The 13,563-nt window shown below is 72.1% G+C and carries 12 protein-coding genes and 1 pseudogene; 7 read left to right on the top strand and 6 right to left on the bottom strand.

All coding sequences use genetic code 11. The annotated features are described in order from the left end of the window. Together ACIQ6R_RS32110 and ACIQ6R_RS32115 are read left to right on the top strand one after the other, a co-directional pair. Positions 1 to 160: glycerophosphodiester phosphodiesterase (locus ACIQ6R_RS32110; RefSeq protein ID WP_404225417.1), on the top strand; the 160-nt coding region annotated here is incomplete at its 5' end. A gap of 126 nt (positions 161 to 286) precedes the next feature. Beyond that, positions 287 to 631, top strand: coding sequence for a hypothetical protein (locus ACIQ6R_RS32115; RefSeq protein WP_404225419.1), 345 nt, complete (start codon positions 287 to 289; stop codon positions 629 to 631). A gap of 114 nt (positions 632 to 745) precedes the next feature. Here the strand turns inward: ACIQ6R_RS32115 and ACIQ6R_RS32120 are convergent, their stop codons facing one another. After that, positions 746 to 1,714, bottom strand: a complete 969-nt coding sequence (locus tag ACIQ6R_RS32120) for a Ku protein (protein ID WP_404225189.1) — start codon at positions 1,712 to 1,714, stop codon at positions 746 to 748. A 194-nt stretch (positions 1,715 to 1,908) separates the two neighbouring features. On the opposite strand from ACIQ6R_RS32120, the gene ACIQ6R_RS32125 reads away from it, so the two are divergent. From ACIQ6R_RS32125 to ACIQ6R_RS32135, 3 genes are all read left to right on the top strand, one after another. After that, positions 1,909 to 3,972, top strand: coding sequence for a SpoIIE family protein phosphatase (locus tag ACIQ6R_RS32125; protein ID WP_404225192.1), 2,064 nt, complete (start codon positions 1,909 to 1,911; stop codon positions 3,970 to 3,972). A gap of 95 nt (positions 3,973 to 4,067) precedes the next feature. Continuing rightward, a complete protein-coding gene (locus tag ACIQ6R_RS32130) occupies positions 4,068 to 4,739 on the top strand; it encodes a CBS domain-containing protein (protein ID WP_404225195.1) in 672 nt (223 codons plus the stop codon). A 124-nt stretch (positions 4,740 to 4,863) separates the two neighbouring features. Next, entirely contained in the window at positions 4,864 to 5,019 is a 156-nt protein-coding gene (locus ACIQ6R_RS32135) for a hypothetical protein (protein ID WP_404225197.1), read from the top strand. Between the two features lie 12 nt (positions 5,020 to 5,031). On the opposite strand, the gene ACIQ6R_RS32140 is transcribed toward ACIQ6R_RS32135, so the two are convergent. Beyond that, positions 5,032 to 5,979, bottom strand: a complete 948-nt coding sequence (locus tag ACIQ6R_RS32140; RefSeq protein WP_404225199.1) for a LysR family transcriptional regulator — start codon at positions 5,977 to 5,979, stop codon at positions 5,032 to 5,034. A gap of 79 nt (positions 5,980 to 6,058) precedes the next feature. Here ACIQ6R_RS32140 and ACIQ6R_RS32145 point away from each other — a divergent pair, with 79 nt between their 5' ends. After that, positions 6,059 to 7,372, top strand: coding sequence for an aspartate aminotransferase family protein (locus ACIQ6R_RS32145; protein WP_404225201.1), 1,314 nt, complete (start codon positions 6,059 to 6,061; stop codon positions 7,370 to 7,372). 30 nt (positions 7,373 to 7,402) lie between these two features. Here the strand turns inward: ACIQ6R_RS32145 and ACIQ6R_RS32150 are convergent. The 4 genes and pseudogenes from ACIQ6R_RS32150 to ACIQ6R_RS32165 all read right to left on the bottom strand — a co-directional run. Next, positions 7,403 to 7,803 (bottom strand): annotated as a pseudogene (locus ACIQ6R_RS32150) (hydroxylase); the annotation flags it as partial. Between the two features lie 90 nt (positions 7,804 to 7,893). Next, on the bottom strand, positions 7,894 to 10,113 hold the full coding sequence (locus ACIQ6R_RS32155; protein WP_404225204.1) for an MMPL family transporter: 2,220 nt from the start codon (positions 10,111 to 10,113) through the stop codon (positions 7,894 to 7,896). Positions 10,114 to 10,672: 559 nt separating this feature from the next. Then, a complete protein-coding gene (locus ACIQ6R_RS32160; protein WP_404225207.1) occupies positions 10,673 to 11,773 on the bottom strand; it encodes a winged helix DNA-binding domain-containing protein in 1,101 nt (366 codons plus the stop codon). 178 nt (positions 11,774 to 11,951) lie between these two features. Continuing rightward, entirely contained in the window at positions 11,952 to 12,377 is a 426-nt protein-coding gene (locus tag ACIQ6R_RS32165; protein WP_404225210.1) for a VOC family protein, read from the bottom strand. Positions 12,378 to 12,518: 141 nt separating this feature from the next. On the opposite strand from ACIQ6R_RS32165, the gene ACIQ6R_RS32170 reads away from it, so the two are divergent. Beyond that, a complete protein-coding gene (locus ACIQ6R_RS32170) occupies positions 12,519 to 13,547 on the top strand; it encodes a helix-turn-helix transcriptional regulator (protein ID WP_404225211.1) in 1,029 nt (342 codons plus the stop codon). Positions 13,548 to 13,563 lie beyond the last annotated feature (16 nt).

Genomic DNA, 13,563 nt, shown 5'->3' on the forward strand with positions numbered 1-13,563 from the left:
GCACACCGTCACCGACCAGAACCTCGTCGACCGCATCCACCAACTCGGCATGGACATCAACGTCTGGACCGTCGACGAACCCGGCGCCATACGCGCAATGACCACCCTCGGCGTCGACGGCATCATCACCGACTACCCCCAAACCCTCACCCAGCGCTGACCGGGGCGTCCGGAAGTCACCGCGTTGACACACACCGCCATCGGGCGTTGACTACCAGTACGGCGCACAGCCAGGCCGCTCCGGGGAACCGGTGATCCAGACAACCCAGGAAAGCGGCACTCGATGATGTACGACCAGACGCGCGCACAGCAGCCGTCGGACCAGCCCTCGCGCCATGCCGAGCACCGGGCCGCGGCACCGGACGCGCTCCTGCCGTCGGACGAGCGGAACGCGGTCCTCCAGCGTCTGCGTCAGGCCATCAACACCTTCGCCGACGCCCCGCGTCAGGCGCTGGAGGAAGCGGAGGGCGCCTTCGACGACGCCGCCGCCCACCTCGCGGACGCCCTCGCGGAACGACGCCGTGTCCTTCATGAGAGCTGGCAGGACCGCGACCCCGAGACGCAGGACGAGGAACTCCGGATCGCGCTGCGGCAGTACCGGGAGATCACCCAACGGCTGCTGCGCACCTAGAGAGTCCGAGGTCTCCCACCGAGGGCCTGGCAGCGGTGTTCGCGGCCGACTGCGGGGCCACGGAACATCTCAGCTCTCAACTCCGCTCCCAGCTCCCAGCGCCCACGGCGAAAGCTAGGCACTCCTCGGTTTGCGGGCCGTCGTCTTCCTCGCGCTCGTCTTCCTCGCGCTCGCCTTCTTCGCGCTCGTCGCCTTCGACGCGGTCTTCTTCGCCCCCGTCTTTCCGGCGGGCGCCTTTCCCGCCGCGGCCTTCTTCTTCGGCCCGGGTAGCTCGTGCACCTCGGCGTGCCCGTCCTCGCCCCGGGACTCCTTCGCCTGCGACACGGACTCCTGCAGGGCGGCCATCAGGTCCAGCACCTGACCCGGCCGCTCCTCCTGCTCGGGCGCCGCCGGCGGCGCCCTGTGCTCGCGCTTCGCCTCGATCAGTTCCGCGACGGCGTCCGTGTAGGTGTCCCGGAACTCGTCGCCCTCCAGGCCGTCGCGGGTCATCGTGTCCATCAGCGCGAGCGCTCCCTCGATCTCCTCCTCGGCCACCTCGACCGGGGGCGGTGTGAGCGAGGAGGGGTCGCGGACCTCGTCGGGCCAGCGCATGGCGTGCAGCACGATCGCCTCGTCCCGCACCCGCAGCAGGCCCAGCCGTTCCCGGCCCGACCACGCGTACTTCGCCACCGCCACCTTCGACGACCGTGCAAGGGCCTGCCGCAGCAGCTCGTAGGGCTTCGCCGCGACCTGTCCGTCCGGCTGCAGGTAGTAGCCGTCGCCGATCCTGATCGGATCCACGGACCCCAGCGGGACGAACGCCACGATCTCGATGGCCTTCGCGGTCGGCAGCGGCAGGTCCCGCAGGTCCTCGTCGGTGACGGGAACGATCTGCGTCCTGGTCAGCTCGTACCCCTTGCCGATCTCGTCGGAGCGGACCTCCCGGTCCTCCAGCTCGCAGACCTTCCGGGTCCGGATCCTCCCCTGGTCCGCCAGGTGGTACCGGTGGAACCGGATGCTGTGGTCCTCGGTCGCGCCGACCACATGGATCGGCACAGTGACCAATCCGAACGAGATGGCACCGCTCCAGATCGACCGGGGCATGGACAAGCCTCTCCACGAAGAGTCCCCGAGCAGCACCAGAGTAGGAGGGACGCGGCGGGCCCGCACTCGCGCCACCGGCGCCGGCCGCGGCCCGAGGCCTCACGTGCCGTCACGGCAGGACGGGCGTAGTGTCCTCATATGCGTGATGCTCGGTGTGGTCGGCGTCGAGCAGCCCTGCCGGAGCCGGACTTCTGATGGACACCGCGATGGCCGCCGTGGTGCGGGAGAGCGGTGCGTTCGGAGGGCTGTTGTACGTGCTGCCGCCCGGCGACAACGCCCTGTGGCAGATTCTGGTGGCGGGCGTCCCCCAGGAGATCGCCGCTCCGTGGAGGCGGGTCGCGCTGACCGATCCGATGCCGGTGGCGGACGCCGTCCGCGAACGGCGCCTGGTATGGGTCGGCGGTCGGGAGGAGATGGCGCGCCGGTATCCCCGGCCGGCGCTGGTCCTGCCGTACGACTTCGCGCTGGCGGCCACCCCGCTCGCCTCGGGCACCACCGTCCGGGGCGGGCTGGTGCTGCTGTGGTCCGGGACTCATCCGGAGCGGCTGAGCCCCGAGGAGCGCGACGTCGTCCAGGACGGCTGTCGCCACCTGGGCGGGCTCCTTCAGCAGGCGGCGGACCGCGGCGACCCGCTGCTGCCCGCGGACGGGCCACGGACCCTGCCGCCGCCGGCCGGGCGCACCCCCTCCCCCGCCGAGGCGACCGCGGTGTCGGCCTTCGTCGACCGCCTGCCGGGCGGGTCCTGCGCACTGGACATGCACGGACGCATCACCTTCATCACCCCGGCCGGGGCCGACCTGGTCGGTGCCGACCGGGCGGACCTGGTGGGTGCCCTGCCGTGGGAGGCGCTGCCGTGGATGGACGTACCCCATGTCGAGGACCGTTACCGGGCCGCGCTGGTCAGCCGCCGGCCGCAGAAATTCAGCGTCCTGCGTCCCCCGGAGACCTGGCTGGCCTTCGAGCTGTACCCGGACGCCACCGGTATCAGCGTCCGCATCACCCCCGGTGGCCCGGCCGAGGGCGCTCCCCCGTCGCCGTCCGTGCCGACCGCCGGCCCCAGCCGCGCCACCGTTCTCTACCACCTGATGCACCTGGCCTCCACCCTGACCGAGGCCGTCGGTGTGCAGGACGTGGTCGAGCAGACCGCCGACCAGTTGCTGCCCGCTCTGGGTGCGCAGGCGATGGTGCTGATGACCGCGGAGAACGGCCGCCTGAAGATCCTCGGCTACCGCGGCTACCGCGCCGAACTCATGGACCGCTTCGACGCCGTCCCCCTCAGCTCGGACATTCCCGGCGCCCACGTCCTGGCCTGCGGTGTCCCGGACTTCTTCGCCTCCTTCGCCGAACTGCGGCACGCCTACCCCACCACCGAGCACGAGGACGGGATGGCCGCGTGGGCGGTCCTGCCGTTGATCGCGTCCGGTCGGCCGATCGGCTCCCTCCTCCTCGCCTACAAACGGCCGCACGTCTTCCCGCCCGGCGAACGAGCCGCTCTCACCTCACTGGCCGGCCTGGTCGGGCAGGCCCTGGACCGCGCCCGTCTCTACGACGCCAAACACCACCTCGCCCACCGCCTGCAGTCCGCCCTGCTCCCGCACACCCTCCCCCACGTGCCCGGCCTGCGGGTCGCCGCCCGCTACCTTCCGGCGGCCCGGGGCCTGGGTATCGGCGGCGACTTCTACGACCTCATCCGCCTGGACGAGCACACGGCCAGCGCCACCATCGGCGACGTGCAGGGCCACAACGTCGACGCCGCCGCGCTGATGGGGCAGGTCCGCACCGCCGTGCACGCCCACGCCACCGTGGGTGCGACCCCCGACGACGTCCTGGCCCGCACCAACCGCCTGCTCACCGACCTCGACCCCGGCCTGTTCACCAGCTGTGTCTACGTCCACCTCGACCTCGCCACGCACCGCGTCTGCCTGGCCACCGCAGGCCACCCGCCGCCGCTCGTGCGCCATGCCGACGGACGCGTCGAACTCCTCCAGGTGCCGCCCGGCCTCCTGCTCGGTATCGAGCCGGACGCCCGCTACTCGGTGCTGGAATGCGACCTGCCGCCCGGCAGTGTGCTCGCCCTGTACACCGACGGACTCGTCGAAGCCCCCGGAGTCGACCCCGACGACGCCACCGCGGCCCTCGCCGGGCTTCTCGAACAGGCCGATCCCACCGACCTCGACGCGATGGCCGACACCCTCATCCGGCACGCGCCCAGCCCCGGCGACGACATCGCCCTGCTCCTCCTCAGTACCCGTGCCTGACGCATGGGGCACTCCCACGACCGATAGATCGTTTACACAGGCAAGCAGGACTGACGCCGGTCGCCACAGGCCGGCAGCGGAGGAGAAGAACCTCGATGAAGCACCAGAAGGTGTGCGATCTGATGAGCGACGCCGTGGTCCGCGTCCAGCGCGGCACACCGTTCAAGGAGATCGCCCACCTGCTGCAGGAGTACGACATCACAGCGGTGCCCGTCGTGGACGAGGAGAACCGTCCCGTGGGAGTGGTGTCCGAGGCGGACCTCCTGCAGAAGATGTGGGGTGGCGACCCCGGCCGTTCCACGGACGACGGGGAGCGGTCCCGGCCGGACGTGGGCAAGGCGTCCGCCACGGACGCCGCCGGGCTCATGACCTCTCCCGCGGTCTGCGCGCGGGAGAGCTGGAGCGTGGTGGACGCCGCCCGGGTGATGGCCCGGCACGGCATCAAGCGGCTCCTGGTCGTCGACGAGGGAGGGCGGCTGATCGGAGTCGTCAGCAGAAGCGACCTGCTGAGGGTCTTCCTCCGCAAGGACCGGGAGATCCGCACCGAGATCATCGAGGAGGCCTTGGTCGGGTCCCTCGGTCTGGCTCCCTCGTCGATGCAGGTGGATGTGACACACGGTCATGTCGTCCTCAGCGGCCGCCTCCCCGGCGACGTGTCCGTCGCCGTGCTGGAGGAGCTGTGCCGGCGCGTCGACGGTGTCGTCGCCGTGGAGTTCAGGTCGGCGGGTGAGGCCGGCGCCGAGGGACCGGCTTCCGTCGGCCTCTGACCGGCCGCGCGGCTCCCTCGTACGGCCGTCGACCGGTCGGCCCGTGCCCGCCTCCGGGGAACATTTGGAACGCCTGCCCGCGAACGCACAGGGAGACCTACCGCCACCCGCGGTCTCCCTCTTCATGAGCGCGTGGGGGAACCTGCACAGCCTCCTCGTCCTGGAGGTCTTCGGGCACACCTCCTTCCTGGGCGACCATGAGGCCGAGATCTTCCGCACGTCCGTGCGGATCATGCTCAAGGACCTCCAGCGCCGGATTCCCGGGCCTGCCGCCGGCTGAGGGACATGGCCTTCACGGTTGTCGGGCGTCGTCCCGGGGCTCGGCCAGCGCCGGGATCTCCGGGTGCTCGCGCAGTGCGGCGATGACCGCGTTGACCGCGGCGCGCTGCGTGGTGCCGCGCCGCACGACGACGGCGACGTTGCGGTGCACCGGCGGGCTGAGCTCCCGGGTGACGACGGCGTGGTCCGGCGTGACGGCCAGGGCGGGCAGCAGGGCGATCGACCCGGAGGTCTCCACATGGCGCAGCAGCATCAGGTAGTTGCTGAAGCGGCATGCCACCCGGGGTTCGAACCCCGACTCGCGGCACAGCCGCACGGTCAGGTCCGCCATGTACGACTGCGGTCGGTCACAGGCCCAGGTCTCCTCCTTGCAGGCCGCGAGGTTCACCGCCGTCCGGGAGGCGAGCGGATGACCACGCGGCAGCACCAGCACGACCGGGTCGGTCCCCAATGACATGACCTCGAGGTCCGCGCCCCAGGAAAGGCCGGCGTAGTCGGTGGTGGTGACGATGACGTCCGCCTCCCCCGAGCGCAGGGCCGGTCCGCTCTCGTGCGGCTCCATCTCGACCAGTTCGACGTGCAGGTGCGGGTGGGTGGTGGCCAGGCGCGTCGCCGCCGGGACCGCGAGGGTGAAGATCGCGCTCTGGAACACCCCGAGCCGGACGGTGCCGATGGGCTCGTCGTTCAGGGCACGCAGTTCGGCCTCGGCCTCGGCCATCAGGTCCAGGATCTCCCGGCCCCGACGGGCCAGCACGAGACCGGCCGGGGTCAGCCGCACCCGCCGTCCGGTCCGCTCGATCAGCCGACATCGGGTCTCCGTCTCCAGCACCGCCAGTTGCTGGGAGACCGTCGAGGCGCTCAGATGCAGCGTCTCGGCGACCGCGCGGACGGTACCGAGGGTGTCCAGCAGGCTGAGCAGATGCAGCCGTCCCGAGTTGAGCACGTTCTCGACTGTACCCATCCGTGTACGGTTCTGCCGAACAGCGTCGTCGGTTCTGTGCGATGGACACGCGCAGGGGCGCGTCCCTAACGTCGGTCGCATGCCTTCCGAGACAGCCTTCGCCGACCCAGAGCGCCACCTCGTCCGCTACTCCGGCCACGCCCCCTTCTCGCCCGAGGTCATCCTCCGCGCCGCGGGCACCTCGGTGTTCACCGAGGGCGGCCGTGAGCTGCTCGACTTCACGTCCGGTCAGATGAGTGCGATCCTCGGGCACTCCCACCCGGCGATCGTCTCGACGGTGCGCGAGCAGGTCGCGCACCTCGATCACCTCCACAGCGGCATGCTGAGCCGTCCGGTCGTCGAGCTCGCGCGCCGGCTGGCCGGTACCCTCCCCGATCCTCTGGACAAGGCACTGCTCCTGACCACCGGTGCTGAGGCGAACGAGGCCGCGGTGAGGATGGCGAAGCTCGTCACCGGCCGCCACGAGACAGTCTCCTTCGCCCGGTCATGGCACGGCATGACCCAGGCCGCCGCGAACGCCACCTACAGTGCCGGGCGCAAGGGCTACGGCCCCGCCGCGCCGGGCAACTTCGCGCTTCCGGTGCCGGACCGCTACCGCCCCTCCGTCGTCGGCTCCGACGGCGCGCTCGACTGGCGTCGCCAGCTGGACCTGGGCTTCGAGCTGATCGACGCCCAGTCGGTCGGCAGCCTGGCCGCGTGCCTGGTCGAGCCGATCCTCAGCTCGGGCGGGGTCGTCGAGCTTCCGCCGGGCTATCTCGCGGCACTGGCGCAGAAGTGCCGGGAGCGCGGCATGCTGCTGATCCTCGACGAGGCCCAGACCGGGCTGTGCCGCACCGGCGACTGGTACGCCTTCCAGCACGAGGGGGTCGTACCGGACATCCTCACGCTGTCCAAGACGCTCGGCGCGGGGCTGCCGCTGGCCGCCGTACTGACCAGTGCGGAGATCGAGCAGCAGGCTCACGACCGGGGGTTCCTCTTCTTCACCACCCACGTCAACGACCCGCTGCCGGCCGCCGTGGGCAACACCGTCCTCGACGTCCTGGTCCGCGACCGTCTCGACGAGCGCGCGCGCCGGCTCGGCACGGCCCTGCGCGGTCGTCTCGACGGGCTCGCCGCCCGCCACGACGTCGTCGGGGACGTCCGCGGCCGCGGGCTGCTCCTGGGTGTGGAGCTGGTCGGGGACCAGGTCCTGGGCGACGGCGGCGCCGACCGTCTCGGCGCCGCCGTCACCCGGCGCTGCTTCGAGCTCGGGCTGCACATGAACATCGTCCAGCTGCCCGGAATGGGGGGCATCTTCCGCATCGCGCCCCCGCTGACCGCGAGCGACGACGAGATCGCCCGGGGCGTCGCCATCCTCGACGAAGCGCTCACCGACGCGGCTCGGGACCTCTGAGGACTCCGTCCCCGTCCAGCCCACCGCTGCCGCGGGGAAGGCGTCCGCGTGGTCGGCGGCCCACGGGGCGAAGGTGCGGGCCGGGCGGCCGGTGATCTTCTCGACGGTGTGGACGACCGTGCGTCCCACCTCGGGGGTGTCGCCGTACGCCGTCGAGCAGGAGGCCGATGACCTCCTGCGGGTGTCCCGCCGCCCGCCACTGCGCGACGGCCTGCTCCTCGGTGAGCACGACCGCCGCGACAGCGCCGATGTCGCCCTCGTGGAGGCGCTGAGCCAGGAGGCGAACGGCTCGTGCACTGCGCCCGATGCCGCGATCCGGTCCGCCCAATCCTGGGCGTTGGCCATGAACTCGACGGGCATGAGGACGGTCCAGTGCACCCGTCGTCGCCACGCACCGCGTCCTCCAGGAGCGGCGGTCCGCCGCCGTGCAGGGGGTCGGGGCTGTGCGACGGGGCCCGGTCCGGCCCGCGAAGGCCCCGGTGACCTGGCGGACCAGGTCACCGGGGCCTTACGCGTGGGTGTCAGACGCCGGCCGTCTCCGGCTCGCGCGCGGACTCCTCGGGTGCGGCGGTGTCACCGAGTTCCTTGTGCAGCTTCTCGCCCTCGACGTCGACGTTCGGCAGCAGGCGGTCCAGCCACTTGGGCAGCCACCACGCCTTGGTGCCGAGCAGGGCCAGTACGGCGGGCACGATGGCCATGCGGACCACGAAGGCGTCGAAGAGGACGGCGATCGCGAGGCCGAAGCCCATCATCTTGATCATGTCGTCGTTCTCCATGATGAAGCCGGAGAAGACGCTGATCATGATGATGGCGGCCGCCGCGACGACCCGGCCGCCGTGGGTGAAGCCCGTGGTGACGGACTCGGCGGCGGACGATCCGTGGACGTAGGCCTCCCGCATGCGCGTCACGAGGAAGACCTCGTAGTCCATGGCCAGACCGAAGACCACGCCGATCATGAAGATGGGCATCATCGACATGATCGGGCCCGGCTGGGCCACACCGAAGAGGTCGGCGAGCCAGCCCCACTGGAAGACCGCGACCACCGCGCCGAGCGCCGCGGCCACCGAGAGCAGGAAGCCCAGGGCCGCCTTCAGCGGGACGAGGATGGAGCGGAAGACCAGCATCAGGAGCAGGAAGGCGAGGCCGACGACCAGGGCCAGGTACGGAATGAGCGCGTCGTCCAGGGTCTGGGAGAAGTCGATGGTCATCGCGGTCGCGCCGGTGACCAGCATGGTCGCGCCGGTCTCGGCCTCGATGTCGCCGGACAGCGAGCGGATGTCCTTCACCAGCGACTCGGTGGCCGCCTCGCTCGGTCCCGTCTTGGGCACGACCGTGAGGAGGGCGGTGTCGCCCGCCTCGTTGAAGTTGGCCGGGGTGACGGCCGCGGCCTCGCCGAGGCCGGTGATCTCCTTGCCGACGGTGTCGGCGGCGGCCTTCGCGTCGTCCGCGTCCCGGGTGTCGATGGTGACCATCAGCGGGCCGTTGAACCCGGCACCGAAGGACTCCGACAGCATGTCGTAGGCCTTGCGCTGCGTGGTGTCGGGCGCGGAGCTGCCCTCGTCGGGCAGACCGAGCTCCATGCTCGCGGCCGGCACGGCGACGGCGCCGAGGCCGAGCACCGCGGTCAGCAGCACGGTCAACGGACGCCGCAGTACGAACTGCGCCCAGCGGGTGCCGAGCTTCGGCTTGGCGGACGCGGCCCGCTGTCCGGCGGGCGCCTTGCGGTCCTTGCGGCTGAGCGCCTTCTTGCCGGCGAAGCCGAGCAGTGCCGGGGTGAGGGTGAGCGCGATCAGTACGGCGATGCCGACCGTGGCCGCCGCGGCCAGGCCCATCTTGGTGAGGATCGGGATGTTGACCACCGCGAGGCCCGCCAGGGCCACGATGACGGTGAGGCCCGCGAAGACGACCGCGGAGCCCGCTGTGCCGACCGCGCGGCCCGCGGCGTCCTCGGGGGTGCGTCCCTCGGCGATCTCCGCGCGGTAGCGGGAGACGATGAACAGGGCGTAGTCGATGGCGACCGCGAGGCCGATCATCATGGCGAGCGTCGAGGTCGTGGCGGAGAGTTCGAGCGTGCTGCCGAGCGCCCCGATGGCGGAGATGCCGATGCCGACACCGATGATCGCCGAGAGCAGCGGCATGCCGGCGGCGACGAGTGAGCCGAAGGTCAGCAGGAGGACGATCGCGGCGACACCGATGCCGATCAGCTCGGCGGTGCCGCCCATCTCCTGTTCGGCCATGACCGCGTCGCCGCCGGTCTCGACGGTGAAGCCGTCGCCGCGCGCCTCGTCGGTCGCGGCGGTGAGCGAGTCGCGGGCCTGGTCGGTCAGCTCCATGGCGTTGACCTTGTACGTCACCGAGGCGTACGCGGTCGTACCGTCCTCGCTGACGGCGTCCGCCTTGAACGGGTCGGCCACCGAGGCGACCTGCGGGCCGTCGCCGAGGGCCGTGACCAGTTCCTCGACCTTGGCCTTGCCCGCCGGATCCGAGATCTTCCCGCCGTCGGGGGCGCGGATCACGACGCGTGCGGTGGCGCCCTCGGCACTGGCGGCCGGGAAGCGCTCGTCGAGGAGGTCGAATGCCTTCTGGGACTCGGTGCCGGGCATCGAGAAGGAATCTTCGGGCGGGGCGGGCGCCGTGGACGCGGCGACGCCGGCGCCCACGAGTATGGCCACCCAGAGCAGGGCGACGAGGCCGCGGCGCCGGAACGCGCGTCGGCCGAGTCGGTAGAGGAACGTAGCCACCTGGGACCAATCCGTCGGATGTCGGGCAGGACGAAGACCCGGCACATGGGGGGAAGGCAGAGGCGCTGACCGGGATACCTTTCCATGCTCACCCGGTCTCTCCCGCATTTGATCCGACCCTGGGGCTGGACTGACGTACTGCATCGGGTGTAGTGCGGCCCCGTGCTCCTCTCCCCCGGGTGTAGATCACGGCGATGGGTGTACGCCGCACTTCGTTGCCGCGGGCAGCCGACGCCGCGCGCATCCGGCCAGGGCTGCGTCTGCGTGGGGCCGGCCGCTGACCATCGGGGCGCTCGCGAAGGCGTCCAGGCTCGCGCCGAAGGCAATGCGCCTCTACGACGAACTGAGCGCCTGCTGACGCCCCCACCTGCGGGAGGACCGGTACCCGCGCCGCTCCGACGGCCTGTCGTCCGTGGTGCCGAGTCGAACCGGCAACAACGTCACGAAGATCGGGCTCCCGCGCATCCCGCACGGAGCCCGGAGCGCTCCCTCGCTGAACACGGCGCCCTAGGGGTGACTGCGCCGTCGTGGCCGGACCGGACCGCCGCTGGTGCGCCACTCAGCCGGTCGACGCGACGATCCGGACCCGGTCGCTGTCCCGGTCGGAGAGGAAGGACGCCAGCGCCCGCCCCTCCTCGGCGACACCGGCGCGGTCGGCCCGGGAGAGGCGGCGCAGCGGGGTGACGGTCACCGTGCTGGCCTCGACGCTCCAGGTCGCGGAGACCCGGCCGTCGACCAGGACGACACGAGCGCCGGCCACCGACAGACCTCGGTGGGCGTCGTCGATGATCCGGCTCCGGTCGTGGTAGCCGAGGATCGCGTTGTCGAACGCCGGCAGGAACCGCACCGGGGCGGGGCTGTCGGGGCCGGGGCGCGGCGCGTCGGGCAGGTCCAGCAGTTCCCGGCCGCGCTCGTCCCGGAAGGCGACCAGTTCCTCGCGTACCGCGGCGACCGCGGCGGGCAGTCCGGCGAGGCCGCACCAGGCGCGCAGGTCCGCCGAGGCGGCGGGTCCGAACGCGGCGAGGTAGCGCCGTACCAGGGCTTCGCCGACCGGATCGGAGCCGTGCGGGGCCGGCGGGTCGATCTCGCGGCCCAGCCATGAGGACAGCGGGACGTTGCGCACACCGGCCCTGGTGCGCCACAGCCCACGCGGTGGCAGCTGCACCATCGGGATCAGCGCGGCGACCAGCATCTCTCCCAGTGCCCGCGGCTCCGGCGCCGGCCAGCGATCGGCGAGCGCCCGCGCCAGCTCGCTCATCGAGCGGGGCTCGCCGTCGGCCATGACCGCCCGGCCCGCCGCGGCGAGTTCGTCGAGGTCCACGCCTTCGAGTTGGCGGCGGTAGGTGCCGAGGACCCGGCCGCGCAGCATGGCGTCGTGACGGGCCCGCCAGGCCAGGACGTCGTCGGCGGTGACGAGATGGACGGTCCGGCGCATGAGGTGGGTACGGACCACGCGCCGCCCCGTCAGCAGTCCCGACAGCGCGGACGGCTCGAAGCCACGCAGCCGCGACCAGAGGCCGACGAACGGTTCCTGGGGCTCCTGAGCCTGCATCCCGCCGAGGTGCGCGACGGCGTCGAGGACCGGCACGCCGGCACGGTCGAGCAGCAACTGCCGGGCCAGGGTCGCGCGATTGAGTGCCCGGGCGTCGAGAACGGTCATCGGGCCGAGACCTCGGGGGCGGTCGGCGAGGCGGGGTGGTGGTGCCGGTGCGGGTGGGTGGGGCGGTTCACTGTGGTCCTCTCTTCGTTCGGGTGGCGGACGGTGGCGGTCGGTGGCGGGCGTCCGCCGCCCGGCCGGGTGGTCGGTGGCGGGCGTCCACCACCCGGCCCTTCGGCGGTCAGGACGCGTCGTACTCGCTCATCACGTCCAGGACCCAGGTGACGCCGAACCGGTCCCGCAGCATGCCGTAGAGCGGCGCCCACTGAGCGGCCGCCAGCGGCTGCAGGACGGTCGCGCCGTCGGACAGCTTCTCCCAGTACGCGGTGATCTCCTCGGCCCCGTCCCCGCGGACCGAGACGAAGAACGCGTTCTCGCCCTGATTCCACGGCATGTGCGAGGGCACGTCGTAGGCCATCACGCACAGACCGCTACCGGCGGACAGCCGGCCCCACATCACCTGGTCGGCCTCGGAGGCGTCCCGGACGTTGCCCGCGTCCTGGTACGTCACCACGGCCACGTCCCCGCCGAACACGGACCGGTAGAACGTGAGTGCCGCGAGGGCGTCTCCGCGGAAGTTCAGGTGGGTCACGGCTTTGACGGTCACGACGGGCTCCTCGCCTCTGGATACGACCGGACAGCCCGGGGTGGGAGAGTCCGGCCGCGGGACCGCTCTCGGCCCCGCGGTTCCCACGGTGTCCCAGGTAGCGGTCAGGTTGTGGCCGCTACTCGGGGCAGCATGGGCGGCATGCGAAAGACCTCGGCACGGCTGCTCTCGCTGCTCTCGCTGCTCCAGGCACGCCGAGTCTGGCCAGGTGCACCCCTGGCCCGGCGGCTGGACGTGAGCCCGCGCACCCTGCGCCGCGATGTCGACCGGCTTCGCGAACTCGGCTACCCCGTCGTGGCCGTCAAGGGGCCCGACGGCGGATACCGGCTCGACGCCGGCAGTCAGTTGCCCCCGCTGCTGTTCGACGACGAGCAGGCCGTGGCCCTGGCCGTCGCGCTGCGGACCGTATCCGCCTCCGGCGCGGGCGTCGAGGACGGCGCGGCGCGCGCGCTGACCACCCTCCGACAGGTCATGCCCGCCCATCTGCGCCACCGGATCGACGCCCTCCAGGTCACCGCCGTCGATCCGTCCACGCCCCGGGCCGACAGCGGAGTCCTCATGGCCCTCAGCGCCGCCGTCCGCGCCCACGAGGTCCTGCGCTTCGGCTACGCGCCGCCGTATCCGGCGGACACCGGCGAAGACGCCGTGCCGCCGCGCCGGGTGCAGCCCCACCATCTGGTCACCCACGGCGGACGCTGGTATCTCGTCGCCTGGGACCTCGACCGGGACGACTGGCGCGTCTTCCGCGCCGACCGGATCACCCCGCGCACCCCCACCGGGCCCCGTTTCACGCCGCGGGAACTGCCCGGAGGAGATGTGGCCGCCTTCGTGACCGGCAGGTTCCGCGGCTCCGAGGGCTCCTCCGAATGGCCCTGCCGCGGGGAGGTCGTGCTCCACCTGTCCGCCGCCGACGTGTCCCCCTACGTCCTCGCCGGAACCGTCGAGGAGCTCGGCCCGGACCGCTGCCGGCTCACCCTCGGCTCCTGGTCGTGGACGGCCCTCGCCGCCACCGTCGGCGTCTTCGACACCGACATCGAGGTCATCGGCCCGCCCGCGCTCAAGGAGGCCTTCGCTCGCCTGGCCCAGCGTTGCGCCGACGCCGCGAGGAGTGCACCCGGCGCACCTCCCACGCCGCCGGAGGGCGTTCCACCCGACCGTCGAGCGCCGTGAACGGGCGTCCTTCGCC

This window comes from Streptomyces sp. NPDC096048 (genome assembly GCF_044763415.1).
Taxonomy (GTDB): domain Bacteria; phylum Actinomycetota; class Actinomycetes; order Streptomycetales; family Streptomycetaceae; genus Streptomyces.

Bases quoted from the DNA above. Each gene is read 5' to 3' on its own strand.
- ACIQ6R_RS32115 (WP_404225419.1), top strand. From the start codon at position 287: ATGTACGACCAGACGCGCGCACAGCAGCCGTCGGACCAGCCCTCGCGC.
- ACIQ6R_RS32120 (WP_404225189.1), bottom strand. From the start codon at position 1,714: ATGCCCCGGTCGATCTGGAGCGGTGCCATCTCGTTCGGATTGGTCACT.
- ACIQ6R_RS32125 (WP_404225192.1), top strand. From the start codon at position 1,909: ATGGACACCGCGATGGCCGCCGTGGTGCGGGAGAGCGGTGCGTTCGGA.
- ACIQ6R_RS32130 (WP_404225195.1), top strand. From the start codon at position 4,068: ATGAAGCACCAGAAGGTGTGCGATCTGATGAGCGACGCCGTGGTCCGC.
- ACIQ6R_RS32135 (WP_404225197.1), top strand. From the start codon at position 4,864: ATGAGCGCGTGGGGGAACCTGCACAGCCTCCTCGTCCTGGAGGTCTTC.
- ACIQ6R_RS32140 (WP_404225199.1), bottom strand. From the start codon at position 5,979: ATGGGTACAGTCGAGAACGTGCTCAACTCGGGACGGCTGCATCTGCTC.
- ACIQ6R_RS32145 (WP_404225201.1), top strand. From the start codon at position 6,059: ATGCCTTCCGAGACAGCCTTCGCCGACCCAGAGCGCCACCTCGTCCGC.
- ACIQ6R_RS32160 (WP_404225207.1), bottom strand. From the start codon at position 11,773: ATGACCGTTCTCGACGCCCGGGCACTCAATCGCGCGACCCTGGCCCGG.
- ACIQ6R_RS32170 (WP_404225211.1), top strand. From the start codon at position 12,519: ATGCGAAAGACCTCGGCACGGCTGCTCTCGCTGCTCTCGCTGCTCCAG.